The 25,166-nt window shown below is 69.9% G+C and carries 18 protein-coding genes and 1 pseudogene; 12 read left to right on the forward strand and 7 right to left on the reverse strand.

The window, feature by feature from the left end; genetic code table 11:
- Positions 1–138 precede the first annotated feature (138 nt).
- On the reverse strand, positions 139–1,413 hold the full coding sequence (locus ACFHNC_RS05925; protein ID WP_437168299.1) for a glycosyltransferase family 4 protein: 1,275 nt from the start codon (positions 1,411–1,413) through the stop codon (positions 139–141).
- Positions 1,414–1,573: 160 nt separating this feature from the next.
- Here ACFHNC_RS05925 and araD point away from each other — a divergent pair, with 160 nt between their 5' ends.
- Positions 1,574–3,322, forward strand: coding sequence for an L-arabinonate dehydratase (gene araD, locus ACFHNC_RS05930; RefSeq protein WP_437168300.1), 1,749 nt, complete (start codon positions 1,574–1,576; stop codon positions 3,320–3,322).
- A 16-nt stretch (positions 3,323–3,338) separates the two neighbouring features.
- Here the strand turns inward: araD and ACFHNC_RS05935 are convergent, their stop codons facing one another.
- Both ACFHNC_RS05935 and ACFHNC_RS05940 read right to left on the reverse strand, forming a co-directional pair.
- The gene (locus tag ACFHNC_RS05935; protein WP_437168301.1) at positions 3,339–4,511 is read right to left on the reverse strand and encodes a glycosyl hydrolase family 8; all 1,173 of its coding nucleotides are present in this window, start codon (positions 4,509–4,511) and stop codon (positions 3,339–3,341) included.
- 103 nt (positions 4,512–4,614) lie between these two features.
- The gene (locus ACFHNC_RS05940) at positions 4,615–6,015 is read right to left on the reverse strand and encodes a response regulator (RefSeq protein ID WP_437168302.1); all 1,401 of its coding nucleotides are present in this window, start codon (positions 6,013–6,015) and stop codon (positions 4,615–4,617) included.
- Positions 6,016–6,245: 230 nt separating this feature from the next.
- Here ACFHNC_RS05940 and ACFHNC_RS05945 point away from each other — a divergent pair, with 230 nt between their 5' ends.
- From ACFHNC_RS05945 to ACFHNC_RS05975, 7 genes are all read left to right on the forward strand, one after another.
- Positions 6,246–7,022 carry a response regulator transcription factor gene (locus ACFHNC_RS05945; protein ID WP_437168303.1) on the forward strand — a complete coding sequence of 259 codons (777 nt, stop codon included), beginning with the start codon at positions 6,246–6,248 and terminating at the stop codon, positions 7,020–7,022.
- A gap of 385 nt (positions 7,023–7,407) precedes the next feature.
- Entirely contained in the window at positions 7,408–10,689 is a 3,282-nt protein-coding gene (gene treS, locus ACFHNC_RS05950; protein WP_437168468.1) for a maltose alpha-D-glucosyltransferase, read from the forward strand.
- 33 nt (positions 10,690–10,722) lie between these two features.
- Complete coding sequence (locus ACFHNC_RS05955) at positions 10,723–12,126, forward strand: FAD binding domain-containing protein (protein WP_437168304.1); 1,404 nt, start codon at positions 10,723–10,725, stop codon at positions 12,124–12,126.
- Complete coding sequence (xdhB, locus tag ACFHNC_RS05960; protein ID WP_437168305.1) at positions 12,123–14,399, forward strand: xanthine dehydrogenase molybdopterin binding subunit; 2,277 nt, start codon at positions 12,123–12,125, stop codon at positions 14,397–14,399. Before ACFHNC_RS05955 ends, xdhB begins: the two co-directional genes overlap by 4 nt.
- Positions 14,400–14,460: 61 nt before the next feature.
- Positions 14,461–15,438, forward strand: a complete 978-nt coding sequence (gene gnd, locus ACFHNC_RS05965) for a phosphogluconate dehydrogenase (NAD(+)-dependent, decarboxylating) (RefSeq protein ID WP_437168306.1) — start codon at positions 14,461–14,463, stop codon at positions 15,436–15,438.
- Positions 15,435–15,929, forward strand: coding sequence for a gluconokinase (locus ACFHNC_RS05970; RefSeq protein WP_437168307.1), 495 nt, complete (start codon positions 15,435–15,437; stop codon positions 15,927–15,929). Before gnd ends, ACFHNC_RS05970 begins: the two co-directional genes overlap by 4 nt.
- The gene (locus ACFHNC_RS05975; protein WP_437168308.1) at positions 15,926–16,519 is read left to right on the forward strand and encodes an NAD(P)H-dependent oxidoreductase; all 594 of its coding nucleotides are present in this window, start codon (positions 15,926–15,928) and stop codon (positions 16,517–16,519) included. The genes ACFHNC_RS05970 and ACFHNC_RS05975 overlap by 4 nt, the downstream gene beginning before the upstream one ends.
- On the opposite strand, the gene ACFHNC_RS05980 is transcribed toward ACFHNC_RS05975, so the two are convergent.
- From ACFHNC_RS05980 to ACFHNC_RS05995, 4 genes and pseudogenes are all read right to left on the reverse strand, one after another.
- Complete coding sequence (locus ACFHNC_RS05980) at positions 16,520–17,914, reverse strand: M20/M25/M40 family metallo-hydrolase (RefSeq protein WP_437168309.1); 1,395 nt, start codon at positions 17,912–17,914, stop codon at positions 16,520–16,522. It abuts the gene before it with no gap.
- 110 nt (positions 17,915–18,024) lie between these two features.
- Positions 18,025–18,921 (reverse strand): annotated as a pseudogene (locus tag ACFHNC_RS05985) (ketopantoate reductase family protein); the annotation flags it as partial.
- On the reverse strand, positions 18,906–19,613 hold the full coding sequence (locus tag ACFHNC_RS05990) for a creatininase family protein (protein ID WP_437168310.1): 708 nt from the start codon (positions 19,611–19,613) through the stop codon (positions 18,906–18,908). The pseudogene ACFHNC_RS05985 and the gene ACFHNC_RS05990, both read right to left, overlap by 16 nt.
- Positions 19,613–21,199: an ABC transporter substrate-binding protein gene (locus tag ACFHNC_RS05995; RefSeq protein ID WP_437168311.1), complete on the reverse strand. Its 1,587-nt coding sequence runs from the start codon at positions 21,197–21,199 to the stop codon at positions 19,613–19,615. The genes ACFHNC_RS05990 and ACFHNC_RS05995 overlap by 1 nt, the downstream gene beginning before the upstream one ends.
- An 85-nt stretch (positions 21,200–21,284) precedes the next feature.
- On the opposite strand from ACFHNC_RS05995, the gene ACFHNC_RS06000 reads away from it, so the two are divergent.
- The 4 genes from ACFHNC_RS06000 (at position 21,285) to ACFHNC_RS06015 (ending at position 25,135) form a co-directional block, all read left to right on the forward strand.
- Positions 21,285–22,262 (forward strand): ABC transporter permease, encoded by a 978-nt coding sequence (locus ACFHNC_RS06000; protein ID WP_437168312.1) that lies wholly within the window; start codon positions 21,285–21,287, stop codon positions 22,260–22,262.
- Between the two features lie 70 nt (positions 22,263–22,332).
- Positions 22,333–23,193, forward strand: a complete 861-nt coding sequence (locus ACFHNC_RS06005) for an ABC transporter permease (protein ID WP_437168313.1) — start codon at positions 22,333–22,335, stop codon at positions 23,191–23,193.
- Positions 23,190–24,155 (forward strand): ABC transporter ATP-binding protein, encoded by a 966-nt coding sequence (locus ACFHNC_RS06010; RefSeq protein ID WP_437168314.1) that lies wholly within the window; start codon positions 23,190–23,192, stop codon positions 24,153–24,155. Before ACFHNC_RS06005 ends, ACFHNC_RS06010 begins: the two co-directional genes overlap by 4 nt.
- Positions 24,152–25,135 carry an ABC transporter ATP-binding protein gene (locus ACFHNC_RS06015; RefSeq protein ID WP_437168315.1) on the forward strand — a complete coding sequence of 328 codons (984 nt, stop codon included), beginning with the start codon at positions 24,152–24,154 and terminating at the stop codon, positions 25,133–25,135. The genes ACFHNC_RS06010 and ACFHNC_RS06015 overlap by 4 nt, the downstream gene beginning before the upstream one ends.
- Positions 25,136–25,166 lie beyond the last annotated feature (31 nt).

Consider the following 25,166-nt stretch of genomic DNA (forward strand, 5'->3'; position numbering starts at 1 on the left):
ACACCATCACAGGTTTGTTCCAAAAACGAGAAAGATGGAACGTCTGCATCGGTAATTCATTTAACGAGAGACAGCCTACTCCTAATACAAGCGCGCCCGGCCGGGAAGGTCGCGCGTGAGGTGAGGTGAAAACTTCCCTCAACCAGCCTCCTGCTCCGGCTCCCCGCCTGCTGCAAGCTTCTCCACCATGTCGAGCTGCCGCGGCAGGCAATGGGTCCGTAGATCGTAGCGGGCGATGATGTCGGCGCGGCCCTGTGCGGCCAGGCCGGCATGGTGCTCCGGCTCCGCCAGTACCTTCAGCACCGTCTGCGCCAGCCGCTCCGGCTCAAAGAAGGGCACCAGCAGCCCGTTGCGGCCATGCTGCACCACCTCCGTCACCGGCGGGGTGTCGGAGCCGACGATCAGCGCGCCGCAGGCCATGGCCTCGAGCATCGACCAGGACAGGACGAAGGGGTAGGTCAGGTAGACATGCGCCCGCGTCACGCGGAACAGGTCGTGCAGCGCATCATGGGCGACGCGGCCGGTGAAGTGGATGCGGCTGAGATCAAGCTGCTCGCCCAGTTCGGCCAGCAGCTTCGCCTTCCAGTTCTCCGCGCCTTCGGGCTTGCGGCCGTAGGAGATTTCGTTGCCGCCGACGATCACGGTCTGCAGCCCGGGCCGTTCGCGTTGCAGCCGGGGCAGGGCGCGCAGGAAGCTGGGGAAGCCGCGATAGGGTTCCAGGTTGCGTGCGACGTAGGAGATCACCTCATCCCCGCGGCGGAATTCGCGGCCTTCGGGCGTGCGGAACACTGCGGCCGGGTTGGGCGCGCAGCGTTCGGTATCCACCCCCTCATGCAGGCAGGAAATGCGCCGCCGTGCCCAGTCCGGGTAGCGGGACCACTGCCAGCGGGTCGGGCTGATGCCCCAGTCGGCGGATTGCAGGGAGATGAGCTGCGTCGCGTTCAGCACCCGGATGCGCGCGGCGTCATCCAGGCCCACCGGCTGCGCCGGGTCGAAGCCAAGGTCCTGGCCGACCGAATTGTAGTAGAATTCCCAGTAGTACAGCGTGCGCGCCTGCGGGAAGACGTCCTTCAGGAACAGGCCCTCCCCCCAGCCGGGGTGGCAGACGATGATATCCGGCCTCAGGCCCTGCTCACGCAGTTGCACCAGCTTGTTCGCCAGATGCTGCCCGCGGCGCGTGGCGGCCTCGAGCGAGCGCAGATAGCGATGCGTCTGCTGGCCGGCGCCCTTCGGCGTGCCATAGGCCACGTATTGCACGCCCGGCGCGCTGTAGCCCGGCTTTTCCCCCACCGCCCAGACCTTCACCCCCTGCCGCTGCGCCAGAGCAGGGGCGAGGTGGGCATATTGGCCGGGGAAGTTCTGGTGGATGAACAACGCCTTCAAGGGGCGGCGCGGCAGCAACAGGGCCATCATCTCTCCAGCAGGCCGGGGCCGCGAAACTGTGGGGTGGGGCTGCCCAGGTCAAGCCGGTACGCTTGCGGTTTGGAACCCCGTTCACTGGGCGCCGGGCTGTTCGGGCCGCGGCGCGGGTGTCAAATTGCCGCCCATCGCGATCGCAGGGGAAGAAACGGCCATGGCCGCTGGGGAAAAGGGTGGGGCGCGCAAGCGGCCGGAGGATCTGCGGAGCCATCGCTGGTTTGGCGTGGATGATCTGCGCGCCTTTGGCCACCGATCCCGCATGTTGCAGATGGGTTTTTCGGAAGCCGATTTCCGCGGCAAGCCGGTGATCGGCATCATCAACACCTGGTCCGAACTCAGCCCCTGCCACTTCCACTTCCGCACCCGGGCCGAGGAAGTGAAGCGCGGCGTCTGGCAGGCGGGCGGCTTCCCGGTGGAGTTGCCGGCGCATCCGGTGACCGAGCAGTACATGAAGCCCAGCAGCATGCTATACCGGAACATGTTGGCGATGGAGACGGAGGAGCTGGCCCGCAGCCAGCCCTGCGATGGGTTGGTGCTGCTGGGCGGCTGCGACAAGACGCCGCCCGGTCTGGTGATGGGTGCGCTCTCCGCCGGGCTGCCCTTCATCTTCGTCCCCGCCGGGCCGATGAACAGTGGCGGCTGGCGCGGCAAGACGCTGGGTTCCGGCTCCGATGCCTGGAAATACCACGCGGAACTGCGCGCCGGGAACATCACGCCCGCGCAGTGGAAGGACATGGAGGGCGGCATGGCCCGGTCCTTCGGCACCTGCATGACCGCCGGCACCGCGGCGACGATGATGCTGGCGGTGGAGGCGATGGGCCTGACCCTGCCGGGCGCCAGTTCGATCCCCGCCGCCGATAGCGCGCATCCGCGCATGGCGACCGAATCCGGCAAGCGGATCGTCGACATGGTCTGGGGCGACGAGACGCCGGCCAAACTGCTCAGCCAGGGCAGCATCGACAATGCGGTGGCCGCCACCATGGCCTTCGGCGGGTCCACCAACGCCATCATCCACATCATCGCCATGGCCCGCCGCGCCGGGCTGGAGCTGGACCTCGAGCGCTTCGACGCGATCAGCCGCCGCGTGCCGCTGATCGCCAATCTGCGGCCGAATGGCGACACGTACCTCATGGCGGATTTCTTCTTTGCCGGCGGGTCGCGCGCCTTCCTGAACCGCCTCAGCCCGCATCTGGACCTTTCGGCCAAGACCGTCTCCGGCGCCACGCTGGGGGAGGACATCGCCGATGCCGATGTGTTCAACGAGGACATCATCCGCCCGCTGGATCGCCCCTTGCAGGCCGAAGGTGGCCTGGCGGTGCTGAAGGGCTCGCTCGCGCCGCGCGGCGCGGTCATCAAGACCAGCGCGGCCGATCCGCGGCTGCTGAGCCATACCGGCCCGGCGGTGGTCTTCGAGAACTATGCCGATTTGAAGAAGCGGCTGGACGACCCGGACCTCGATGTCACGGCGGACAGCGTGCTGGTGATGAAGTCGGGTGGCCCGCAGGGCGGCCCCGGCATGCCGGAATGGGGCATGATGCCGATCCCCCAGAAACTGCTGAAGCAGGGGGTGCGGGACATGGTGCGGCTGTCCGATGCCCGCATGTCCGGCACCAGCTACGGCACCTGCGTGCTGCATGTGGCGCCCGAAAGCCATGTCGGCGGGCCGCTCGCCCTGGTGCAGGATGGGGATCTGATCCGCCTCGACGTGCCGAACCGCAGGCTGGACCTGCTGGTGGACGAAGCCGAGATGGCGCGCCGCCAGGCCGCCTGGGTGGCGCCCACCCGCCGCTACGCGCGCGGCTGGACCTCCATGTACCTGGACCAGGTGACCCAGGCGGATGAGGGCTGCGACCTGCGCTTCCTGGAGGCGGGGGCCGCGACGCCGGAGCCGGACATCTACTGATCCTCACGCCGCGCCTTCACGCCGCGCCGTTGGCGTGGGCCGTGAGCACCATCCGCGGATTCTCCCGCAATGCCAGGCGGGACAGCAGGGACAGCGCGGCGGAGTAGTAGTCCCGCGCGCTGTCCACGCCGGGCAGCGGCCGGGTGATGGCGCGGTTCAGGCCGCTCGCGGTGGTGACATCGGCCACCGCCTCGATCCCCGACGGCGCGGCATAGGGGGCGAGCTGGCCGTTGCGGAGGTCCGCCCAGGCCGGGCGGTTGGCCATCCACGGGTCGTTCCAGAACTGGGTCGCGGCGCGCAGACATGGCTCCGTTGTCAGCCCGGCCCAGGCCAGATGCAGGGGCACCCGCACCGCGTCGAAGGAAAAGCGCGCCGGCCAACCCTGCGCCGGCTGCATGGCACCGGCGGCGCGGCCGCGGCCCAGCTCCACCCAATCCGCCGGCAGGCTCCACCGGCCGTAGCGCATGCCGCGCATCATCTGCAGCCCGTCATCCATCAGCCGGCCCCAGGCCCGGTCCGGCACCGCGCGGCCCAGCGCGGCCAGGGCCGGGAAGGCGTAGTAGGACGGGTTCACCACCACGCGGTCGGCGTGCACGAAGCCGAAGGCGCCGGGCAGCAGCACGGTGCGGCCGTCCACCTCCAGCACCAGCTTCTGCAGGATGGTCTGCGCCATGCGCTGCCCATCCCGGCGCCAGGCCGGCTCAAGCCAGCGATCGGCGGCGCGCAGCAGCGCCCAGGCGATGTAGAGGTCGCCATCGGTGGCGTTGTTGGCATCCTCCACCGGGTTCGGCGCCTGCGGCCGGTAGCGCCAGGCATACAGGCCGTCGGCACGGCGCAGATGGGTGCGGGCCCAGTGATAAGCGCGCTCGAAGGCTGGCCGGTCCTCGAAGGCCTCGGCGAACAGCATGGCGTAGCCCTGGCCCTCGCTGTGGGAGATGCCGCCATTGCCGTTGTCCACCACGCGGCCTTCCGGTGTCATGAAGCGATCGCGGAAGGCGCGCCACTGGGCGGCCGGGTCGTCCCGCGTGGTGATCACCGGGTTGGGCGCCCAGGATTCGCCGCAGGCGGGGGTCAGCACCAGCGCGGCGGTGGCGGCGGCCAGCAGGGTGCGGCGGGCCAGCGGCGTCAGCTTCAGCCGCGCGTCATGGGTTTCGGCGGCGTCCTGCAGCATCTGCGATTCGGCGAGCATCGGTTGGTCTCCAGTCAAGGCTGCGGCTGGCCGGTCCGGGTTCCGTGCGGAACCAGGCCGGGTGGCGTGCATGAGGCGAGGTGGCGTGACGGGCGGGCGGGGCTCAGCTGCTGCGGATCAGCAGCCGGGCACGCAGCCCGCCCTCGGGCAGGGTCCAGACATCCAGCCGCCCGCCCTGCAGCGCCACGAGGCGCCGGGCGATGGCGACCGGCAGGCGGCACTCCGCCGGTGATTGCGGTATCGGCATCCGGCCGGCATCGGTGGCGGGCTGCCCGGGATCGGCCGGGCGGATCACCAGGTCGAGCCGGGCCTGGCCCGCACCGGCATCGATCGACAGATCCGCCGCCCCGGCGCTTGGCCGCGCGCCGACGATCGTCCAGGCAAGGAGCGCCATTGCGCGCACCAGGCGGGTGGTATCGAGCTGGAAGGCGGGGTCGGCATCCGGCTGGAGGATGATGCGCCGGCCGCAACGCAGCCCGAGGGCCGACAGCCGGACCGCCACGGCGCCGAGCAACCCATGGGCGGAGATCGGTGCCGGCTGCGGCGTGGCGGTGCCGGCCTCCAGCGCCGCGATGTCCATCAGATCATCCAGCAGGGCGAGCAGCCGGCGCGGCTCCCCGGCCACGGCTTCGATCCGCGGCGCGGCGCGCAGCAGGTCCCCGAGCGGGCCGCGCAGATCCCGGGCGATGGTCTCCAGGCCATTGCCGGCCGCATCCAGGCGCTGCGCCAGGGTTTGCAGCAGGGCCTCCGCCGCCCGGGTTGGATTCAGCGGCGGCTCCGCCGCGCGGGCGGGATCCAGCGGTGGCTCCGCGGGCGGTGTCCGGGCGGGGCTGCGCGCATGGCCGGTGGCTGCGGCCCCGGTCGCGGCGATCTGCGGCAGGCCACCCAGCGCGGTGGGGCGCCAGGCGACCGGGGTGAACAGCGCGCCGGTCGGGCGGACGGGGGGCCAGGACGCAGCCGGCGCCGCGCCGGCGGTTGCGACCGAAGCCACGCCGGAAGCGGCGCCCGAAGCCACCGCAGCGCCGCGGCGCAGCGTGGCGCGGGCCAGCGCATCCTGCACCATCTGCGCGAGATCGGCGCCACGCATCGGCTTCTGCAGCACCCCGAAGGCGCCGAGCCGGGACGCGGCGATGCCCTGGGCGGCGGAGGCGTAGCCGGTGATCAGCACGACCTCCAGCGCCTCCGCCTCCGCCCTGCCGCGCAGCGCCGCCTCGGCGAGCGCCAGGCCGTCCATCACCGGCATGCGGATGTCGCTGACCAGGGTGGCGATGTCCCGCCGGCCGCGCAGGACGTTGAGCGCCGCCTCGGCGGAACCCGCGGCCAGCACGTTCAGGCCGCGCCTGCCGAGCATGGCGGCCAGTTCCTCCAGCACCGCGGTCTCGTCATCCACCACCAGCACGCCGAAGCGGCTGGCCGGGTCGGCGAAGCTCTGGTGGCGGCGGTCGAGGCGGTGCCCCTTGGCCGGGTGGGTGTGGGCGCTGCCAAGGCCGATCGGCATGTTCATGGGTCGCGGCTCCGTCTTGCAGGTGGGACGGAGGCCGGTGGACCGGACCGCCCCGTGAAGGCGGAGGAATGAATGGAAGGTTAACGCGTCGCCGTGTTGTCGCGTTTAGTGGTAAGAAATCTCTCTATTGCTGAGACGGACGCTCGACGTCGCCGCGCGTCCTCAGCTACACCGGGGTGTCGGGGAACGTCTCCATTTGCGAAGACAGGCCCCGATCCGGGAGACAAAGCATGACGTCGCCGACGATTGCCGCCCGCCCGGGGGCTGCGCCTGAGCGGGATGCGCGGGACGAGGAGGCCAGCCTGCCGGGCCAGGCGCCGTTGCCGCTGGTGCTGCTGGCGGATGATGAGCGTGAGCTGACCGATGAGATGGCGGCCTATCTCGCGCGCTACGGCCTGCGGACCGTGGTGGCCAATTCCTTCGCCGCCGCGCTCGCCATCGTCGAGACGCAGCGGCTGGACGCCATCATCCTGGACCAGCGCCTGGGACCGGTGGACACCCTGCCGCATCTGCCGGAACTGCGGGCACGGACCGATGCGCCCATCCTGATCGTCACCGGCAACCGGGAGGAGACGGACCGCGTGCTGGGACTGGAACTCGGCGCCGATGATTTCCTGGTGAAGCCTGTTTCTGGCCGCGAATTGGTGGCCCGGCTGCGCGCCCGCATCCGCCGCCCCGGCAAGCTGGCTGCCGCGACGCCGCCGCGGCGGGATCGCTGGCGGCTGCAGGCGGTGGAGCGCCGGCTGATGCGGCCGGATGGCAGCCTGCTGGAGCTGACGGGGGCGGAGTTCGACCTGCTCGCCGCCCTGGCCGCCATGCCCGGCGAGGTGCAGACGCGGGAGGCGCTGACCCAGCAGGTGTTCCGCCGCGCCTGGCGGCCGGGCGACCGGGCGGTGGACAATGCGGTGCTGCATCTGCGCCAGAAACTGGCCCCCGACATGGGCGAGCGCTGCATCATCACGATCCGACAGGTTGGCTACGTCTTCATCGGCTTTCCTCATTCCTGAGACGTATGGGAGAAAAGCGGCCGGGCCGGCATGCGCTGTTCGCTTGTCTATTTCCGGCGACAAGGCGCGACAAAACATCCGGCCGGCTGACATCCCTGGTGCATCCTGTCGTCGGATTTCGGCGCTCCCGGCTTGCCCGTAGCGCACGCATCGGCGCACACAGCAGGCGGACCTGCCCAAGCGCAGGGGGGTATGGCGGCCAAATGCGGCCCGACGGATGTTCAGCGGGGGCGCCGGGCCGGATCGACGCCAGGGGCGGAACAGCGCGGCTTGCCTTGCGTTTCCCTCGCAGGACCAAGGGGCCAGCATGGCAGACGGACGCAGCGGCGCGAAAGCTCAGGCCACGGGGGATCACGCCGAAGGTGGTCATGTCACTGGCCTGCCGATGGAGCCGGCGGTACGGCAGCCGGCGAAGCGGGGTGCCCAGTGGTGGCGGGATTCCGTCATCTACCAGCTCCATCCGAAATCCTTCATGGATGGCAATGAGGACGGCATCGGCGATTTTGCCGGACTGATCGCGCGGCTGGACCATGTGGCCGGCCTCGGCGCGGATGCGGTCTGGCTGTTGCCCTTCTACCCATCCCCGCGCCGCGACGATGGCTACGACATCGCGGAATACACCGATGTGCATGCCGATTACGGCAAGCTGGCGGATTTCCGGCGCCTGGTGCGGGAAGCCCACAATCGCGGGCTGAAGGTGATCACGGAGCTGGTGGTCAACCACACCAGCGACGCACATCCCTGGTTCCAGCGCGCCCGCCACGCCCCGCCCGGGTCCTGGCAACGCGACTTCTACGTCTGGTCGGATGACCCGAACCGTTACGACGGGACCCCCATCATCTTCTTGGATACCGAGAAGTCGAACTGGACCTGGGACCCGGTGGCCAAATCCCACTACTGGCACCGCTTCTACAGCCACCAGCCGGATCTGAACTTCGACAACCCCCGCGTGCTTGAGGCCGTGCTGCGCGTCATGCGCTTTTGGCTGGACATGGGGGTGGATGGCCTGCGGCTGGACGCCGTGCCCTACCTGGTGGAACGCGACGGGACCAGCAACGAGGGCCTGCCCGAGACCCACGCCATCCTGAAGCGCATGCGCGCCGCGCTGGACGAACGCTATGCGGACCGCATGCTGCTGGCGGAGGCCAACCAGTGGCCTGAGGATGTGCAGGAATATTTCGGCGACGGCGACGAATGCCACATGTGCTTCCACTTCCCGCTGATGCCGCGGATGTACATGTCGGTTGCCCAGGAAGACCGCTTCCCGATCACCGACATACTGCGCCAGACGCCGAAGATTCCGGAGGGCTGCCAATGGGCCGTGTTCCTGCGGAACCATGATGAGCTGACGCTCGCCATGGTGACGGATTCGGAGCGCGACGCGCTGTGGTCGGTCTATGCCGCGGATCGCCGCACCCGCATCAACCTCGGCATCCGCCGGCGCCTGTCGCCGCTGATGGAGAATGACCGTCGGCGGATCGAGCTGATGAACGGGCTGCTGCTTTCGATGCCCGGTTCGCCCGTGATCTACTACGGCGACGAGATCGGCATGGGGGACAACGTCGCCCTGCACGACCGGGACGGCGTGCGCACGCCCATGCAGTGGTCGCCGGACCGAAATGGCGGCTTCTCCCGCGCCGATCCCGCGGCGTTGGTGCTGCCGGTCATCCAGGACCCGATTTATGGCTACCAGAGCCTCAACGTGGAAGCTCAGGCGCGAGACGCCCACAGCCTGCTGAACTGGACGCGCCGCATGCTGGCGGCGCGCCGTCGCAGCCGGGCCTTCGGGCGCGGCACGATGCGGCTGCTGTTTCCGGGCAATCGCAAGGTGCTGGCCTATCTGCGCGAGCATGAAGGCGATGTGGTGCTGTGCGTGTTCAACCTGTCCCGCGCCGCGCAGGCGGTGGAGCTGGATCTGTCCGGCCTGCAGGGGCGTGTGCCGGTGGAAATGCTGGGCGGCACACCCTTCCCGCCGGTTGGGTCCGGCGCCTATCCGATGACCCTGCCGCCCTATGCCTTCATGTGGTTCCTGCTGGCCGAGGGCGCGCAGCTTCCGCCCTGGCACAGCCCGGCGCCGAAGCCGCTGCCGGAGCTTCGCACCCTGGTGGCACCGGCCGACATGCGGGCCGGTAGCGCGCAAGCGCTGCTGGATGAGGCACGTCGTGTGCTGGAGCGGGAGGTGCTGCCCGAATGGCTGCGCCGCCGCCGCTGGTTCGATCTGGAAGACCACGATTCCGCCGCGCATCCGCGCTTCGCCTATGCCGTTCCGCTCCACACCGACCCGCTGATGATCCTGGCCGAGATCGAGACGCCGGACGGCACGCGCTGGTCGCTGCCGCTGGCCCGCGTGCCGGTGGAGGAGGAAGGCCTGGCGGCCGGCCAGCTCGCCATGGCGCGGCTGCGCCAGGGGGCGCGCGTAGGGCTACTGACGGATGGCATGGCGGTGGATGGGTTCGTCCGCGCCGTGCTGGCGGCCTGCCGCAAGGGCGCCACCCTGGATACGCCGCAGGGAAGGCTGCACTTCACGGCAACCGCCGCGCTGCGCGACATGGCGCTGCCCGATGCGCCGGATGTGCGGCGCCTGGGCGTCGCGCAAGCCAACACCACGGTCATCATCGGGGAAGCGGTGGTCCTCAAGCTGTTCCGCCGCGTGCTGTCCGGCCGCCATCCGGATGGCGAGATGGCCCGCCACCTCACCACTGCCGGCTACCCGGGAACACCGGCGCTGCTGGGGGAGGTGGTGCGCGTGGATGCGGACGGCGTGCCGCACACGCTGATGGGGCTCAAGGCCTTCAGCGACAACCAGGGCGATGCCTGGGGCTGGACGCTGGATTGGCTGGCCCGCAGCGTGGACGACGCCGCGCTGACCGAGGCCGAGCCGGAGGATCCGCTGGCCGGCTACCTGCCCCTGGCGGAGGCGATTGGCAGGCGCCTGGCGCAACTGCATCTGGTTCTCGCCCAGCCATCGCCGGACCCGGATTTCGCCGCAGAGCCCGCCGACGCCGCGATGATCGATGAATGGGTCGGGCAGACCGAGACCATGCTGGTCCGCGCCTTCGAGAACATCGCTCAGCCGGGGCTGGCTGGGGAATCGGCGGCGCTGGCGGAATGGCTGCTACGGCGACGGGATGCGCTGCTGGCCGCGCTGCGTGCCAACAAGCCGGACCCGGCACATCTGGCCGCCACGCGCATCCATGGCGATTTCCACCTCGGCCAGGTGCTGGTTGCGCCCGGCGATGCGGTGATCCTGGATTTCGAAGGAAAGCGGGCGCGGACGCTTGAGGCCAAGCGGGCCAAGTTCAGCCCGCTGCGCGATGTGGCGGGTCTGCTCCACAGCATGGACTACGCCGCCGCGGTGGCCGCCGCGACGGAGGACTCCGCCACCGCCACCGCAGCGCCGACGCCGCGCCGCACCATGCTGATTGCGCGCTGGCGTGTGGCGGCGGAGGCAGCCTTCCTCGCCGCCTACAACGCGGCGTGGGCGGCGGAGGCGGGGCGGGTGCCGCCGGGCGCTGCCGCGGCGCTCGATCTGTTCCTGGTGGAGAAGGCTGCCTACGAGGTGAGCTACGAATTGGCCAATCGCCCGGACTGGCTGCCCGTGCCGCTGCGTGGGCTGGTGACCGTCGCCGCCCGGCTGCTGGGGGAGGCACCGCCCGACGGCGGGTAGAAGAGGGGCCCGGTTCTTGCCTAGGATCGTGCCATGATCGCCACGGCCATGGGTTTCCAACTGAACGGGCGGCAGGTGAGCCTGCCGCCCGGCACCTCCCCCACCACAACGCTGCTGGACTGGCTGCGCGGGCCGGCGGCGCTGCCCGGCACCAAGGAAGGCTGCGCGGAGGGCGACTGCGGCGCCTGCACCGTGGTGCTCGAAGGGGCAGATGGCGCGCGCACGCCGGTCAATGCCTGCCTGACCCTGCTTGGCCAGCTGCATGGCCAGGCAATCCGCACGGTGGAGGGGCTGCGCGGGCCGGATGGCGGGCCGCACCCGATCCAGCGCGCCACGGCGGAAAGCGACGGCACACAATGCGGCTTCTGCACGCCGGGGATCGTCATGACCGCCTGGGCGCATGCGCGGGAGGGTGGGGAGGTGCATGAGGCGCTGGCCGGCAATTTGTGCCGCTGCACCGGCTACCGCCCGATCCTCGATGTCTTTTCGGCACTTGCCGACGATGCGGCCGCCGCCCCGGCCTTGCCGGCGCCGGAGGCTGCGTGCTTCGAGGCGCCGGGCCAGGTGTTCCATCGGCCGGTGACGCGGGAGGCGCTGCTGGCGCTGCGCGCGGCACACCCGGCGGCCTGGCTGCTGGCTGGCGGCACCGATCTCGGCCTGCGCGTGTCAGACCATCGGGAGCGGCCAGCGGAGGTCATCTGCCTGCTCGGCGTGCCGGAATTGCACAGCTTGCGGGCGACGCCCGATGCCATCGAGGCCGGTGCGGCCGTGTCCTACACTCGGCTGCTGGCGCTGTTTCGGCAGGAGCCGGGATTTGCGCCCTTCGCCGGGTTGCTCGCACGGCTGGGCTCGCGCCAGATCCGGGGCCTCGGCACGCTCGGGGGCAATCTCGGGACGGCATCCCCGATAGGCGATGCGCTGCCGCCGCTGCTGGCATTGGGTGCGACGGTGACGCTGGCCTCGCTGCGCGGCCAGCGGGTGCTGCCGGTGGCGGCGTTCCTGAAGGGCTACCGGCGGAACGACCTGGCGGCGGATGAGGTGGTGATCTCCGTCACCCTGCCGCGCCCGGCGCCGTCCGACATTTTCGTCTGTGAGAAAGTCAGCAAGCGGCACGACCAGGATATCGCAACGGTGGGCGCCGCCTTCCGGCTGCGGATGCAGGGGGCGGTGGTAGCGGAAGCCTGGCTCGCCTTCGGCGGCGTCGGCCCGATGGCGGCCCGCGCGCCACGCGCGGAAGCGGCGCTGCACGGACGGCTGCTGGATGCGGGCGCGCTGGCGGCGGCGGCCGAGGCGCTGGCGGAAGATATCGCACCACTATCCGACTGGCGCGGTACGGCGGCCTACCGGCTGATGGTGGCGCAGGGGTTGCTGCGGCGGCTGCATTACCGGGTGTCGCAGCCCGGCGCCGCGCTCGATGTGGCGAGCTACACAGCATGAAGGGCATGGGCGCCGCGCTGCGGCACGACAGCGCGCTGAAGCACACCACCGGCGAGGCCCGCTTCGCCGATGATGCGGCGGAGGCCGCGGGCACGCTGCATGCCGCGCTGGTGCTGTCGGAGGTCGCGCATGGCACGCTGGTCGCGCTGCACACCGATGCCGCGCGCGCGATGCCGGGCGTGGTGGCGGTGCTCGGCCCGCGCGACATTCCGGGCGCCAACGACATCGCCGCGGTCGGTTCGGGGGAGCCGTTGTTCGCCGATGCCCTGGTGGAATTTGCCGGCCAGCCGCTGGCCCTCGTCGTCGCCACCACGCGCGACGAGGCCCTGCGCGCCGCCGCCGCGGTGCTGGCCGAGATCACGAAGCTGGAGCCGGTGCTGAGCATCGAGCGCGCGCTGGAACTGGACCAGCATGTGGTGCCGCCGCAGACCATGGCGCGTGGCGACGCGGCCCGCGCCATCGCCGCCGCGCCGCGCCGGATGGAGGCGGAGTTTCGTGCCGGCGGGCAGGAGCATTTCTACCTCGAAGGCCAGATCGCCATTGCCACGCCAGGCGAGGATGGCGAGATCGCCGTGTTGTGCTCCACACAGCATCCGTCCGAGGCGCAGCATGTGGTGGCCCGTGTGCTCGGCGGCGCCAGCAATGGCGTGACCGTCACCTGCCGGCGCATGGGCGGCGGCTTTGGTGGCAAGGAGAGCAATGCGAGCTGGGTGGCCGCCGCCGCCGCTCTGGCCGCGCGCCACACCGGGCGGCCCGTGAAACTGCGGCTGTCGCGGCGGGCGGATATGATCGCCACCGGCAAGCGCCACCCCTTCCTGTATCGCTGGACCGCGGGGTTCGATGACCAGGGGCGCGTGCTGGGGCTGCAGGCGCTGCTGGCGGCGGATGGTGGATGGTCCATGGACATGTCCGGCGGCGTGGTGTTCCGCGCCATCACCCATGCGCTGAATTGCTGCGACGTGGCGGATGTGGCGATCACCGGCTGTGCGGTGAAGACGAATACCGTCTCCCACACCGCCTTCCGCGGCTTCGGCGGGCCGCAGGGCGCGCTGCTGATGGAGGATGTGGTGCACCGCATCGCCGCCGCCTGCGGCCTGCCGCCGGAGGAGGTGCGCGCCCGCAATTTCCTCGGCGCACCGGGCAAGGGCGATGAGACGCCCTATGGCCAGAAGGTGGAGGGCGACCTGATTGCCCGCGTCTGGGCGGAGGCTCGACGCGACAGCGAATGGGACCGGCGGCGCGGGGAGATTGCCGCCTTCAACGCCACCCATCCGACGCTACGGCGTGGCCTGGGTTCGATGGTGCTGGCCTTCGGCATTTCCTTCGGCGTGATGCACATGAACCAGGCCGGCGCGCTGGTGCATGTCTATGCGGATGGCTCAATCCGGCTGAACCATGGCGGGACGGAGATGGGGCAGGGGCTTTTCGTGAAGGTGGCGCAGGTGGTCTGCGATGTGTTCGGCGTCGATCTCGACCGCATCGCCATCACCGCGACCAGCACGGCGGAGGTGCCGAACACCGCCCCCACCGCCGCCAGCACCGGCAGCGACCTGAATGGCTGGGCGGCGCACAACGCGGCGGAGACCATTCGCGGCCGTATGGCGGAAGTTGCGGCTGTGCGCTTCGGCATTACGGCCGAACAGGTGGTCTTCGCCGACAACAAGGTTTGGGCCGGCAGCATCGGCGCCAACCTGTTTCTCGATTTCGGCGAACTGGCAAAACTCTGCTTCCTGGAGCGGGTTTCGCTGTCCTCCACCGGCTTCTACCGCACGCCGGACATCCACTGGGACCGCGCCACCATGCGCGGCAATCCGTTCTTCTACTTCTCCTACGGCGCTGCGGTCTCCGAGGTGATCGTGGACACGCTGACCGGCGAGCATCGCTGCCTGCGGACCGACATCGTGCAGGATTGCGGCCGCAGCCTGAACCCGGCGGTGGATCGCGGCCAGATCGAGGGCGCCTTCGTGCAGGGCCAGGGCTGGCTGACCTGCGAGGAGTTGTGGTGGGATTCGCAAGGCCGGCTGCGGACGGTGGGCCCTTCCACCTACAAGATCCCCGGCTCCCGCGACGTGCCGCCCATCTTCAATGTGCGGCTGCTGGAGGGCGCGCCGGCGCGGTCCGAGACCATCTTCCGCTCCAAGGCGGTGGGGGAGCCGCCGCTGCTGCTGGCGATCAGCGTGGCAAATGCGCTGAAGGACGCGATCGGGGTGGAGGCGCTGGACCTGCCCGCGACGCCGGAACGCGTCTTGATGGCGTTGCGGGCGCGCGGCTGATCGCTTGTCCCGGACTGCCGCGCCCCGCATTCTACGCCGGATTCTGGGGGGAGGGGTTCGGATGCAACTTGGCATGGTGGGGCTGGGCCGCATGGGCGGCAATCTGGTGCGGCGGCTGATGCGGGCCGGCATCGGCTGCGTGGTCTGGGACCGGGACCCCGCCGTGGTGGCGGCGCTGGCCGCGGAAGGCGCAGAGGCCGCGACGGACCTGCCCGATTTGGTGCGCCGCCTGGCCGCGCCGCGCGCCGTCTGGGTGATGCTGCCGGCCGGCGCGGCGACGGAGGACGCGGTGGCGCAACTCGGCGAGCTGCTTTCGCCTGGCGATGTGGCCATCGATGGCGGCAACGGCATGTGGAAGGACGCCATCCGCCGCGCCGCGCTGCTGCGCGAACGGGGCATCGACATGCTGGATATCGGCACTTCCGGCGGCGTCTGGGGCCTGGCCCGCGGCTATTGCCTGATGATCGGCGGGCCGGAGGCCCCCGTCGCGCGGCTGGACCCTGTGTTCAAGGCGCTCGCCCCGGGGGAGGAAGCGGCATCCCCCACGCCGGGCCGCAGCACGGAGGCCGACCCGCGCCCGCCCCAGGGCTACGTCCATTGCGGCGCGAGCGGCGCCGGGCATTTCACCAAGATGGTCCACAACGCCGTCGAATACGGAATGATGCAGGCGATGGCGGAGGGGCTGGAACTGCTGCGCCAGCAGGGCAGCGAGGCGGTGGCGCCCGAAATGCGCCTCGACCTCGACGTGCCCGACATCACCGAGGCCTGGCGCCGCGGCTCCGTCGTCGCCTCCTGGCTGCTGGACCTAACGGCGCAGGCGCTGGCGGCGGATGGGGAGCTTTCCAGCTACTCCGGCCGGGTCGGCGACAGCGGTGAGGGGCGCTGGGCGGTGCAGGCCGCGATTGAAAGCGCGGTGCCGGCGCCGGTGCTCTCGGCCGCGCTCTATTCGCGCTTCCGGTCGCGGCAGGAGGCGCCGTTCGCGGATCGGTCGCTCTCGGCCATGCGGAATGCCTTCGGTGGGCATCTGGAGCCGAAATGACCTTGCTGGTCCTGGTGATGGGGGTCTCGGGCGCGGGCAAATCCACGGTCGGGCCGCTGATCGCGCAACGGCTCGGGGTGCGCTTCGACGATGCGGATTCCTTTCATCCGCCCGCAAATGTCGACAAGATGAGCCGTGGCGCGCCGCTGGACGACACGGATCGCGCGCCCTGGCTGGATGCCATCGGCGCGCATCTGGCGGCGCATGAGGGGATTGGCTGCGTGGTCACCTGTTCCGCCCTGAAACGCGCCTATCGCGACCGGCTGCGGGCGGCAGCGCCCGGGCTGCGCCTGGTGTTCCTACAAGGCGACCTCGCACTGGTCGCGGCGCGGCAGGCGGCGCGGCAGGGGCATTTCATGCCGGCCAGCCTGATCGCCAGCCAATTCGCCACGCTGGAACCCCCGACGCCGGATGAAGGCGCCGTGCTGCTGAATGTGGCGGCGACGCCCGATGCCCTGGCCGAGGCCGCCATCACGGCGCTCCGCCCATGAGCCGCGGGTCCGGCCGCCGCATCCTGATCCTGGATGGGCACCCGGACCCCGACCCGGCCCGGCTGATCCATGCCCTGGCCGATGCCTATGCCACAGGGGCCGCGGCCGCCGGCCATGCGGTAACGCGGCTGGATGTGGCGCGGCTTGGCTTCGCGCCGCTGCGGACCGCGGCGGAGTGGGAGGCGGAGGCACCGCCCGATATCGCCGCCGCCCAGGCCGCCATCGCCGCGGCGGAGCATATCGTCATCCTGACGCCGCTCTGGTTGGGCGACATTCCCGCCTTGCTCAAGGCGTTCTTCGAGCAGGTGATGCGGCCGGGCTTCGCCTTTCCGCGCGGCGCGCGCGGGCTGAATGCCGGGCTGCTGCGCGGCCGGTCGGTGCGGCTGGTGGTGACGATGGGCATGCCGGCGATTCTCTACCGCGTCTTCTTCCGCGCCCACGCCTTGCACGCGCTGGAGCGCAACATGCTGCGCTTCGTCGGGCTGAAGCCGGTGCGCTGGACGCTGCTCGGCAATGCGGCGGGGCGCGACGCGGCGGGGCGGCAGGCCTGGCTGGCCAAGATGCGGAAGCTCGGCGCCGCCGCCGCCTGATCAGCCGGCGAAATCCGCCTGCTTCAGCGCACCCACGCGGCGCAGCAGCGCGACCCAGGCCGCGAACCCCTCCGGGATCGCGCTTTCGCGCCAGTTCTCGTCGGGCGCGTGGAAATCCTCATCCGCCGTGGCGAAGGAGAACATGACGGTGTGCAGGCCCAGCACGCGCCGCACGATATCCGTCAGCGGCAGGGTGGCGCCCATCCGCACGCGCAGCGGCTTCGTCCCGGTGGTGGCTTCCAGCGCCGCCTCCGCCGCCAGCAGCAGCGGATGCGCCGGCGGCACGGCGGTGGCCTGGCTGCCATCGCGATGCGTGTTGATCTCCAGCGCCACGCCGCGCGGGCAATGGGCGCGCAGATGCGTGGAAACCGCCGCCAGCACGCGGGCCGGGTCCTGCCCCGGCACCAGGCGCATTGAGAGCTTGGCGAAGGCCTGGTTCGGGATCACGGTCTTGCCGCCCGGCCCGGTATAGCCGCCCCACATCCCGTTCACCTCCAGCGTCGGGCGCAGCCAAAGGCGTTCGAGGAATTGCGCCGTGGTCAGCCCGCTCGGCGGTGCACCGATCGAGGCGTCATGCGCCTTCACGTCGAAGGGAATCTCGGCCAGTTCCGCCCGCGTCGCCGCATCGGGTGGCGTGGCGCCATCGGCGAAGCCCGCCACCGCAATCTCCCCGCGCGCATCGCGCAGCGAGGCCAGAAGCTGCGCCATGGCCTGCGCCGCATTCGCCACCACGCCGCCATACCGGCCGGAATGCAGGTCCTTCCCCGCGCTGCGAACCGAAAGCTCCAGCGCAGCCACGCCGCGGGTTGCCACCGTGATGGTCGACAGGTCCGCCCGCCAGCGCGCGCCATCGGCGGACAGCACGGCATCGGCGGCGAACAGCGCGCGATTCTGTTCCAGGATTTTCGTCAGTGTGGCGGAGCCGACTTCCTCCTCGCCTTCCAGCAGGATGGTGACGTTGCAGGGCAGGCGGCCCTCCACCGCGAGGAAGGCGCCGAGCGTCTCGATCGCCAGCAAAGACGGCCCCTTGTCGTCGGAAACGCCACGCGCATACAGCCGGCCATTGCGCGGAGTGAGTTGGAAGGGGGGCGAGGTCCAGGCCGCCAGCGGGTCCGGCGGCTGCACGTCGTAATGGCCATAGACCAGCAGCGTCGGCGCACCTGGCCTGGCGCCATGCCAGCGCGCGGTGACGGCGGCGTGGCCACCGGCCGCAACCTCCCGCACATCCTGGAAGCCGAGCGCAGCCAGCCGCGCGCGCCACCAATCCCGCGCCTCCGCCATGCCCGGCGCATAGGCAGGATCGGTGGAGACGGAGGGGCAGGCGACCAGGGTGGCGAGGCGGGCGACAAAACCGGCGCTGTCGGCCAGCAGATGGTCGAGGACCGGATCGCTCATGCCAGCAGGGCGGCGAAGGTCTCGGGCGATTGGGCGCGTTGGCCGGTCTCGATATCCGCGATCAGGGCGCAGAGTTTTTGCATCACCGGCACGGCGATGCCCTTTTCCGCGGCGAGGCCGGGCACCAGGCCGATCTGCGCATCGGCTTCGGTCTTGCGGCGGCGCACGGCCAGGTCCCGCCAGATGCCGGAATGGGTTTTCGCGCCGACGCTGGTGAAATCCCGCAGCCAGTCCACCACCACCCGCGCTTCCGCATCCGACGCATCCGGGGCGAAGGCCATGGGCCGAAAATCGCCGAAGCCGCGCGGCGTGACGCCATGCGCCAGGGCGGTGGCGACCACTTCGCGGCCCAAGGCAAGCCAGGCGGGCAGGCGGGCGGGGTCGCCGAAATTCACGCTCATGCTGTCATTGTTCAGCGCGGTGGCGAACAGCATGGCGCCATAGGCCATCTTGCCCCAGAGGTAGGACCAGATGTCGGGCGTGAGGATCGCGTCCGGCTCGAAGTCCCGGCACAGCGCGAACATCGCCTCCGTTCGCGGGCGGGTTACGCCGTCGAGTTCGCCGATCACCAGCGCGCTGCGATTGCCGAACAGGATCTCGCCCGGGCCGTGCCAATCCGCGCCGAAATTGACGAAGCAGCCCATCACGCGCTCGGCGCCGAAGGCGCGCGACAGGGCAATCTCGTTCAGGCCGTTCTGGGCGGAGAAGACGAAGCCACCTTGCGCAAGATGCGGCGCCAGCATCGGGATGGCGGCCGCCGTGGCCTGTGCCTTCACCGCAAGGACGATGCGGGAATAGGTACCGGTGAGTTCGGATGGCGTCACCGCCGGAATCACTTGGCGAAAATCGGCAACCGGGCCGCTGATGTGCAGGCCCGTGGTGCGACAGGCCGCGACATGCTCCGCCACCGTATCCACCAGCAGCACGTCATGGCCCGCGCGCGCCCAGAAGGCGCCGAGCGTGCCGCCGATGGCGCCGGCGCCCCAGATGATTATCGGGTCTGCCATGGTCCCTCCAGCGCCTCACGGGTTTCGGCCACGCCGATGTCCCAAATGTTCTGCATCGTCGCGTCGTCGATCTGCCACGGCCCACCGAAGGCGCCATCGCCGAGGATTTCCCGCGTCTGCGCCGGTCCGCCGGCCTTCATCCGCGCGAGGTCCGGGGTTGGCTTGCGGCCCTCCGGGGCGGGCGCATGGGCCAGGCGGGTCCAGGGGTAGTTCTCGAACCAATTGCCGTGGCTGGCGGAGGCATCGGCCGCCAGCGCCGCGGCCCAGACCCGTGGCGTGTTGTACCAGTTGTGGAATTTCAGGCTGAGGCCGGGGGTCTCCGCCATCATCTCCTGCAGCAGCGCGGCGACGGGGGCATTGCCGCCATGGCCGTTGACCACCAGCACGCGACGGAAGCCGACGCGCCGCGCGCTGTCCACCAGGTCCCGCATCACCGCCAGCAGCGTGGCGACGCGGAGCGACACGCTCCCGGGAAATGCGGCGAAATAGGGGGCGAGGCCGAAGGGCATCACGGGAAAGACCGGCACGCCCAGCGGCGCGGCGGCTTCGCGAGACACACGTTCTGCCAATATGGCATCGGTGGCCAGTGAAAGCTGCGCGTGCTGTTCCGTGCTGCCCAGCGGCAGCACGCAGCGGTCATCGAGGCGCAGCCGCGCCTCGACATCCATCCAGTTGTGCTCGGGGACGAACATCAGCGTGTCGGCACGATGTCCATCGCCAGCGTGTCCTCATCCGACCGCGCGCGGAGCAGGTTCACCCGGTCCCGCCGCATCGCCCAGGCGGAGCCGACGGCAGCCAGCGGCATGCCGACCCGTTCCTGCGTGAACAGCACGCCGATCTGGTGCAGCAGCGCCTCCCGCTTCTGCGCATCCAGCTCCACCGAGGCGGCCTGGATCAGGCGGTCCATCTCCGGGTTGGAGTAGCCATGCCAGTTGAAGGCGCCGAGGCGCAGCGCCGGATTGTTGGTGTGGGCGTTGGACGCATAGTAGTAGTTCGCCTCGCCGGTCAGCGTGCCCCAGCCGGCCATGATGTTCGAAAGCTCGCCGCGGGCACGGGCGGGGAAGATCACCGCCGCCGGCTGGCCGGCCGCCTGAACTTCAATGCCGATGCGGGCAAACATCTGTGCCAGCGCTGTGCCGACGCCGTTGTCACCCGGCAGTCGGTTGTTGGTGAAATTCAGCACCATCCGAAAACCGTTGGGATAGCCGGCCTCGGCCAGCAGCGTGCGGGCGCGGGCCAGGTTCGGCGTCGGGATCGCGATGGCTGGGTTGAAGCCGAAGATGCCCGGCGTGACCATCTGGCCCTGCGGGCTGCCCAGCCCCTCCATGGCGATCTCGGCGAGCGCGCGGCGGTCGATGGCCAAATCCATCGCTTCCCGCACCCGGATGTCGCGATAGGGGTTGGCGGCGAGGCGGGAGCCATCGCGCGCGGTGACCTGCGGCGTGGTCTCGCGGTAGTCGAGCTGGAGGTTGAAGACATAGATGGTCTCCGCCTTCACCACGCGCAGCGCGCGGTCCCGCTCCAGCGTCGAGACATCGGCCGCCGGCACGCGGACGATCATGTCCACCTGGCCGGTGCGAAGCTGCGCCACGCGGGCGGCGTCGTTCGGGATTTCGCGGCGGACATGCCGCGCCCAGGGCTGCGCGCCGCCCCAATAGGCATCGTTGCGCTCCACCACGAATTGCTCACGCGGGGTCCAGGAGACGAAGCGGTAGGGGCCGGTGCCGATCGCGGCGCGGCCGGTGTTGAAGGCCTCGTTGCTGGTCTCCGGCGTCAGCCCGGCGGTGGCGCGGGCGGAGGTGATGAAGACGCGGATGAAATCGTTCGGCAGGGTGGGCGCGGGTCCGTCCGTGATGACATGCAGCGTGTGCGGATCGACGATCCGCAGGTCCTTCACGCTGCGGACATAGATGCGAGTCGGGTTCGGGCCGGACAGCACCTGCATGCGGCGGATGGAGGCGACCACATCCTCCGCCGTCATCGGGCTGCCGTCATGGAAGGTGACGCCCCGGCGCAGCTTGAATTCCCAGGTCGTGTTGTCGATCGGCCGCCAGCTTTCGGCGATGCCGGGTTCAAGCTGAAGATTGTCGCCGCTGGTCACCAGCGTGTCGAAGACATGCTTCAGCGCTTCGGCATGGGTGCCGGTGGCAGTGAAATGCGGGTCCACCCCCTCCGGCCCGGCGCGGACGCCGAGGTTGAGGGTCTGCGCGCCGGCGACACCCGTCATCAGCAGGCTGGTGGTGGCCGCCAGGGCGAGGCGGCGGAAGGTCTGGGTCATTTTTATATCCCCCGGGGAAGCATCCTGTCTGGCTGATGGTAGGAACGGCTTGCGTCCGCTGTCCATGCCCCGATACTGCATTGCAATGCTCGGCTTCATCATCCAGCGAATCCTGCAATCGGTCGGCGTCATGCTGGCCATGTCGGCGCTCGTCTTCGTTGGCGTATACGCCATCGGCAACCCGATCGACGTGCTGATCTCCCCGGATGCGACGCAGGATATCCGGGAGGATACGATCCGCCGCTACGGGCTGGACCTGCCGTTGTGGCAACAATATTTCGCCTTCCTCGGGCGGCTACTCTCGGGGGATTTCGGGCGGTCCTTCGTGTTCGACATCCCAGTCATCGGACTGGTGCTGGCACGGCTTCCGGCGACGCTGGAGCTCGCCTTGGCCTCGGTGCTGATTGGCGCCTTCATCGGCATTCCGCTCGGCATCTATGCGGGGTACCGGCCGGATGCGGTGTCGTCGCGGGCCATCATGGCGATTTCGGTGCTGGGGTTCTCGGTGCCGACCTTCTGGGTCGGGCTGCTGCTGATTCTGACCTTCGCGGTCAATCTCGGCTGGCTGCCGGCGGGGGATCGCGGGCCGCTGGTCGAGGTGTTCGGCATCGGCTGGTCCTTCCTGAGCGCCGAGGGGCTGAGCTACCTGATCCTGCCGGCGCTGAACCTGTCGCTGTTCAAGCTGGCCATGATGATCCGCCTGGCGCGCGCCGGGACGCGGGAGACGATGCTGACGGATACGGTGAAATTCGCCCGCGCCGCGGGGCTTTCGGAATTCACCATCCTGCGGAAGCACGTACTGCGGCTGATCTCGATTCCGCTGGTAACGGTGTTCGGGCTGGAATTTGCCTCGACCATGGCGTTTGCCGTGGTGACGGAGACGATCTTCTCCTGGCCTGGCGTGGGCAAGCTGATCATCGATTCCATCACCTCGCTCGATCGGCCGGTGATGGTGGCCTATCTCGTGCTGGTCGCCTTCTTCTTCGTGGTGATCAACCTGGTGGTGGATTTGTCCTACGCGCTGCTTGATCCGCGGCTGCGGCGCGGGGGGCGCGGCGCGTGATCGCATCCGATGGTCGCAGGGCGCAGCCGGCAAGGCCGGCGAGCACCGGAGAGCTGAATCGGATGCGCCTGTGAAAAGCTTCTGGCGGGAGTATCGGGAAAACTGGGTCGCCGTCGTCGCGCTGGCGGTTGTCGTGCTGGTGGTGCTGGCGGCGCTGACGGCGCCGATCTTTGCGCCGCAGAACCCCTATGACCTGGCGATCCTGGATCTCATGGATGCGCGGCGGCCCCCGGGCTTCGTCGGCTCCGGCGAATATGTGCATTGGCTCGGCACGGATGCGCAGGGGCGGGACCTGCTATCCGCCATTCTCTACGGGCTTCGCATTTCCCTGCAGATGGGGCTGGTGGCGGGCGCGGTCGCAATGACGCTCGGCGCTACTCTTGGCATCGTCTCGGCGCATCTGGGTGGATGGGTTGAGGCGCTGGTGATGCGGGTGGTGGACCTGCAACTGTCCTTCCCTGCGATCCTGCTGGCGCTGGTGCTGGTGGCGGTGCTGGGGCAGGGGAAGACGCAGCTCATCATCGCGCTGGTGGCGGCGCAATATGCGTATTTCGCGCGCACGGCCTATGGCGCGGCGACGGCCGAGCGGCAGAAGGATTATGTCGAGGCGGCCTCCGCCACGCCGCTGCCGAGCTGGCGCGTGGTGCTGCGCCACATCCTGCCGAACTGCCTACCGCCGCTGATCGTGGTCGGCACCGTGCAGGTGGCGAATGCGATTGCGCTGGAAGCCACGCTATCCTTCCTCGGCCTCGGCCTGCCGCCGACCGAGCCTTCGCTTGGCATGCTGATTGCCAATGGGTTTCCCTACATGATGAACGGGCGGAGCTGGATCTCGGTCTATCCGGGCATTGCGCTGATTCTGCTGATCGTCGCCATCAACATCGTCGGCGACCAGATCCGCGACCAGTTCAACCCGAGGCTTCGGAAATGAGCCTCCTCGAAGTGCGAGATCTCCGCACGCATTTCTTCACCCGCGCTGGCGTGGTGAAGGCAGTGGAAGGCGTGTCCTTCACCCTGCAACGCGGCGAGATTCTGGGGCTGGTTGGCGAGAGCGGTTCGGGCAAATCCGTCACTGGGTTTTCGCTGATCGGCCTGGTCGATCCGCCCGGCCGCATCGTTTCCGGCTCCATCCGCTTCGATGGGCAGGAGCTTGTGGGGATCAAGCAGCCGGAAATGCGGAAACTGCGTGGCAAGCGCATCGCCATGGTGTTCCAGGACCCGGCCGCCACGCTGAACCCCGTGCTGACCATCGGCCAGCAGATGGCGCTCGCCGTGCGTGCCCATGGCGGGGCGAGCGAGGCGGCGGCACGGGACCTGGCGACCCGCACGCTGACACGCGTCGGCATCCCGGATGCGGCGGCGCGGCTGGATGCCTATCCGCATGAATTCTCCGGCGGCATGCGCCAGCGCGTGGCGATCGCGACCGCGCTGCTGCACGGGCCGGACCTCATCATCGCGGATGAACCGACCACGGCGCTCGATGTCTCGATCCAGGCGCAGATCCTGGCGGAGATGCAGAAGCTGGCGAAGGAGACCGGCACCGCGCTGGTCTGGATCAGCCACGACCTCGCCACCGTGTCCTCCCTCGCGGACCGGATTCTGGTGATGTATGCCGGCCGCATCGTGGAATCCGGCAAGGTGGGGGAGGTGCTGCGCACGCCACGCCACCCCTACACGCGCGGGCTGCTGGATAGCCTGCCGGCCACGGCGCAGCCGGGCGAGAAGCTGAACCAGATTCCTGGTACCACGCCTTCGCTGCTGGCCCTGCCGCCCGGCTGCCCCTTTGCGCCGCGCTGCCCGCGTGCCGATGCGGTCTGTGCGACGGACCCGCCGGATGTGATGACCGGCGACCGGCTGGTGCGCTGCCATCATCCGCTGGGGATGGCGGCATGAACCAGATTCTGGTGGCCGAGGGCGTGACGAAGCGCTTCGATCCGCGCCTGTCGCTGGGCGACCGCATTGCCGGCGCGCTCGGCGCGCAGGTGGAACGGCGTGCGGTGCAGGCAGTGTCGGACGTGTCGCTTTCCGTCACCGCCGGTGAAACGCTCGGCCTGGTCGGCGAAAGTGGCTGTGGCAAATCGACGCTCGGCCGCATGCTGGCCGGTATCATGGCGCCGACGACCGGCCGCGTGCTGGTCTCCGGCGTGGCGCCCATGGTCGGGCGGCACAAGGCCACCACGCGCATCCAGACCGTGTTCCAGGACCCCTTCGCCTCGCTGAACCCGCGCATGCGAATCGGCGAGACCATTGCCGAAGGCCCCATCACCCACGGGCTGACCACGCGCGCCGATGCGCCGCGGATGGTGGCGGAATGGCTGGCGCGCGTCGGCCTCGACCCGGCCTTCGCCACGCGCTTTCCGCACCAGTTCTCCGGCGGCCAGCGGCAGCGCGTGGCTATAGCGCGCGCGTTGGCGATGCAGCCCGAGATGCTGGTCTGCGATGAGCCGGTGGCCTCGCTGGATGTGTCGATCCAGGCGCAGATCCTGAACCTGTTCCTGGACCTGCGGCGCGACCTCGGCCTGACCTGCGTGTTCATCTCGCATGATCTGTCGGTGGTGCGGCATGTGAGCGATCGCGTCGCCATCATGTATCTCGGCCGCATCGTCGAAAGTGGCGTCGCCGCGCGCATCTACGCCGCGCCGCGGCACCCCTACACCCAGGGGCTGCTGGACAGCGTGCCGAAGCTGCGGTTGCAGGGCGATGAGGCGGCGGATTTCAAGCCGATTGCCGGCGAGCTGCCATCCCCCCTGTCGCCGCCCTCCGGCTGCGCCTTCCACCCGCGCTGCCCGAAGGCCACCGATATCTGCCGCGCCGAACGCCCGCTGCTGACGCCGCGGGAGGATGGTGCGCTGGTCGCCTGCCATCACGCGTAACCGCGTGAAGCAGAGCGAAACGCGGCGGCGG

The sequence above is a fragment of the Falsiroseomonas sp. E2-1-a4 genome, from assembly GCF_051433165.1.
Taxonomy (GTDB): Bacteria; Pseudomonadota; Alphaproteobacteria; order Acetobacterales; family Acetobacteraceae; genus Falsiroseomonas.

Excerpts from the sequence above, each read along its gene's own strand:
- ACFHNC_RS05925 (WP_437168299.1), bottom strand. The coding sequence starts at position 1,413 with ATGATGGCCCTGTTGCTGCCGCGCCGCCCCTTGAAGGCGTTGTTCATC.
- araD (WP_437168300.1), top strand. The coding sequence starts at position 1,574 with ATGGCCGCTGGGGAAAAGGGTGGGGCGCGCAAGCGGCCGGAGGATCTG.
- ACFHNC_RS05935 (WP_437168301.1), bottom strand. The coding sequence starts at position 4,511 with ATGCTCGCCGAATCGCAGATGCTGCAGGACGCCGCCGAAACCCATGAC.
- ACFHNC_RS05940 (WP_437168302.1), bottom strand. The coding sequence starts at position 6,015 with ATGAACATGCCGATCGGCCTTGGCAGCGCCCACACCCACCCGGCCAAG.
- ACFHNC_RS05945 (WP_437168303.1), top strand. The coding sequence starts at position 6,246 with ATGACGTCGCCGACGATTGCCGCCCGCCCGGGGGCTGCGCCTGAGCGG.
- treS (WP_437168468.1), top strand. The coding sequence starts at position 7,408 with ATGGAGCCGGCGGTACGGCAGCCGGCGAAGCGGGGTGCCCAGTGGTGG.
- ACFHNC_RS05955 (WP_437168304.1), top strand. The coding sequence starts at position 10,723 with ATGATCGCCACGGCCATGGGTTTCCAACTGAACGGGCGGCAGGTGAGC.
- xdhB (WP_437168305.1), top strand. The coding sequence starts at position 12,123 with ATGAAGGGCATGGGCGCCGCGCTGCGGCACGACAGCGCGCTGAAGCAC.
- gnd (WP_437168306.1), top strand. The coding sequence starts at position 14,461 with ATGCAACTTGGCATGGTGGGGCTGGGCCGCATGGGCGGCAATCTGGTG.
- ACFHNC_RS05970 (WP_437168307.1), top strand. The coding sequence starts at position 15,435 with ATGACCTTGCTGGTCCTGGTGATGGGGGTCTCGGGCGCGGGCAAATCC.
- ACFHNC_RS05975 (WP_437168308.1), top strand. The coding sequence starts at position 15,926 with ATGAGCCGCGGGTCCGGCCGCCGCATCCTGATCCTGGATGGGCACCCG.
- ACFHNC_RS05980 (WP_437168309.1), bottom strand. The coding sequence starts at position 17,914 with ATGAGCGATCCGGTCCTCGACCATCTGCTGGCCGACAGCGCCGGTTTT.
- ACFHNC_RS05990 (WP_437168310.1), bottom strand. The coding sequence starts at position 19,613 with ATGTTCGTCCCCGAGCACAACTGGATGGATGTCGAGGCGCGGCTGCGC.
- ACFHNC_RS05995 (WP_437168311.1), bottom strand. The coding sequence starts at position 21,199 with ATGACCCAGACCTTCCGCCGCCTCGCCCTGGCGGCCACCACCAGCCTG.
- ACFHNC_RS06000 (WP_437168312.1), top strand. The coding sequence starts at position 21,285 with ATGCTCGGCTTCATCATCCAGCGAATCCTGCAATCGGTCGGCGTCATG.
- ACFHNC_RS06010 (WP_437168314.1), top strand. The coding sequence starts at position 23,190 with ATGAGCCTCCTCGAAGTGCGAGATCTCCGCACGCATTTCTTCACCCGC.
- ACFHNC_RS06015 (WP_437168315.1), top strand. The coding sequence starts at position 24,152 with ATGAACCAGATTCTGGTGGCCGAGGGCGTGACGAAGCGCTTCGATCCG.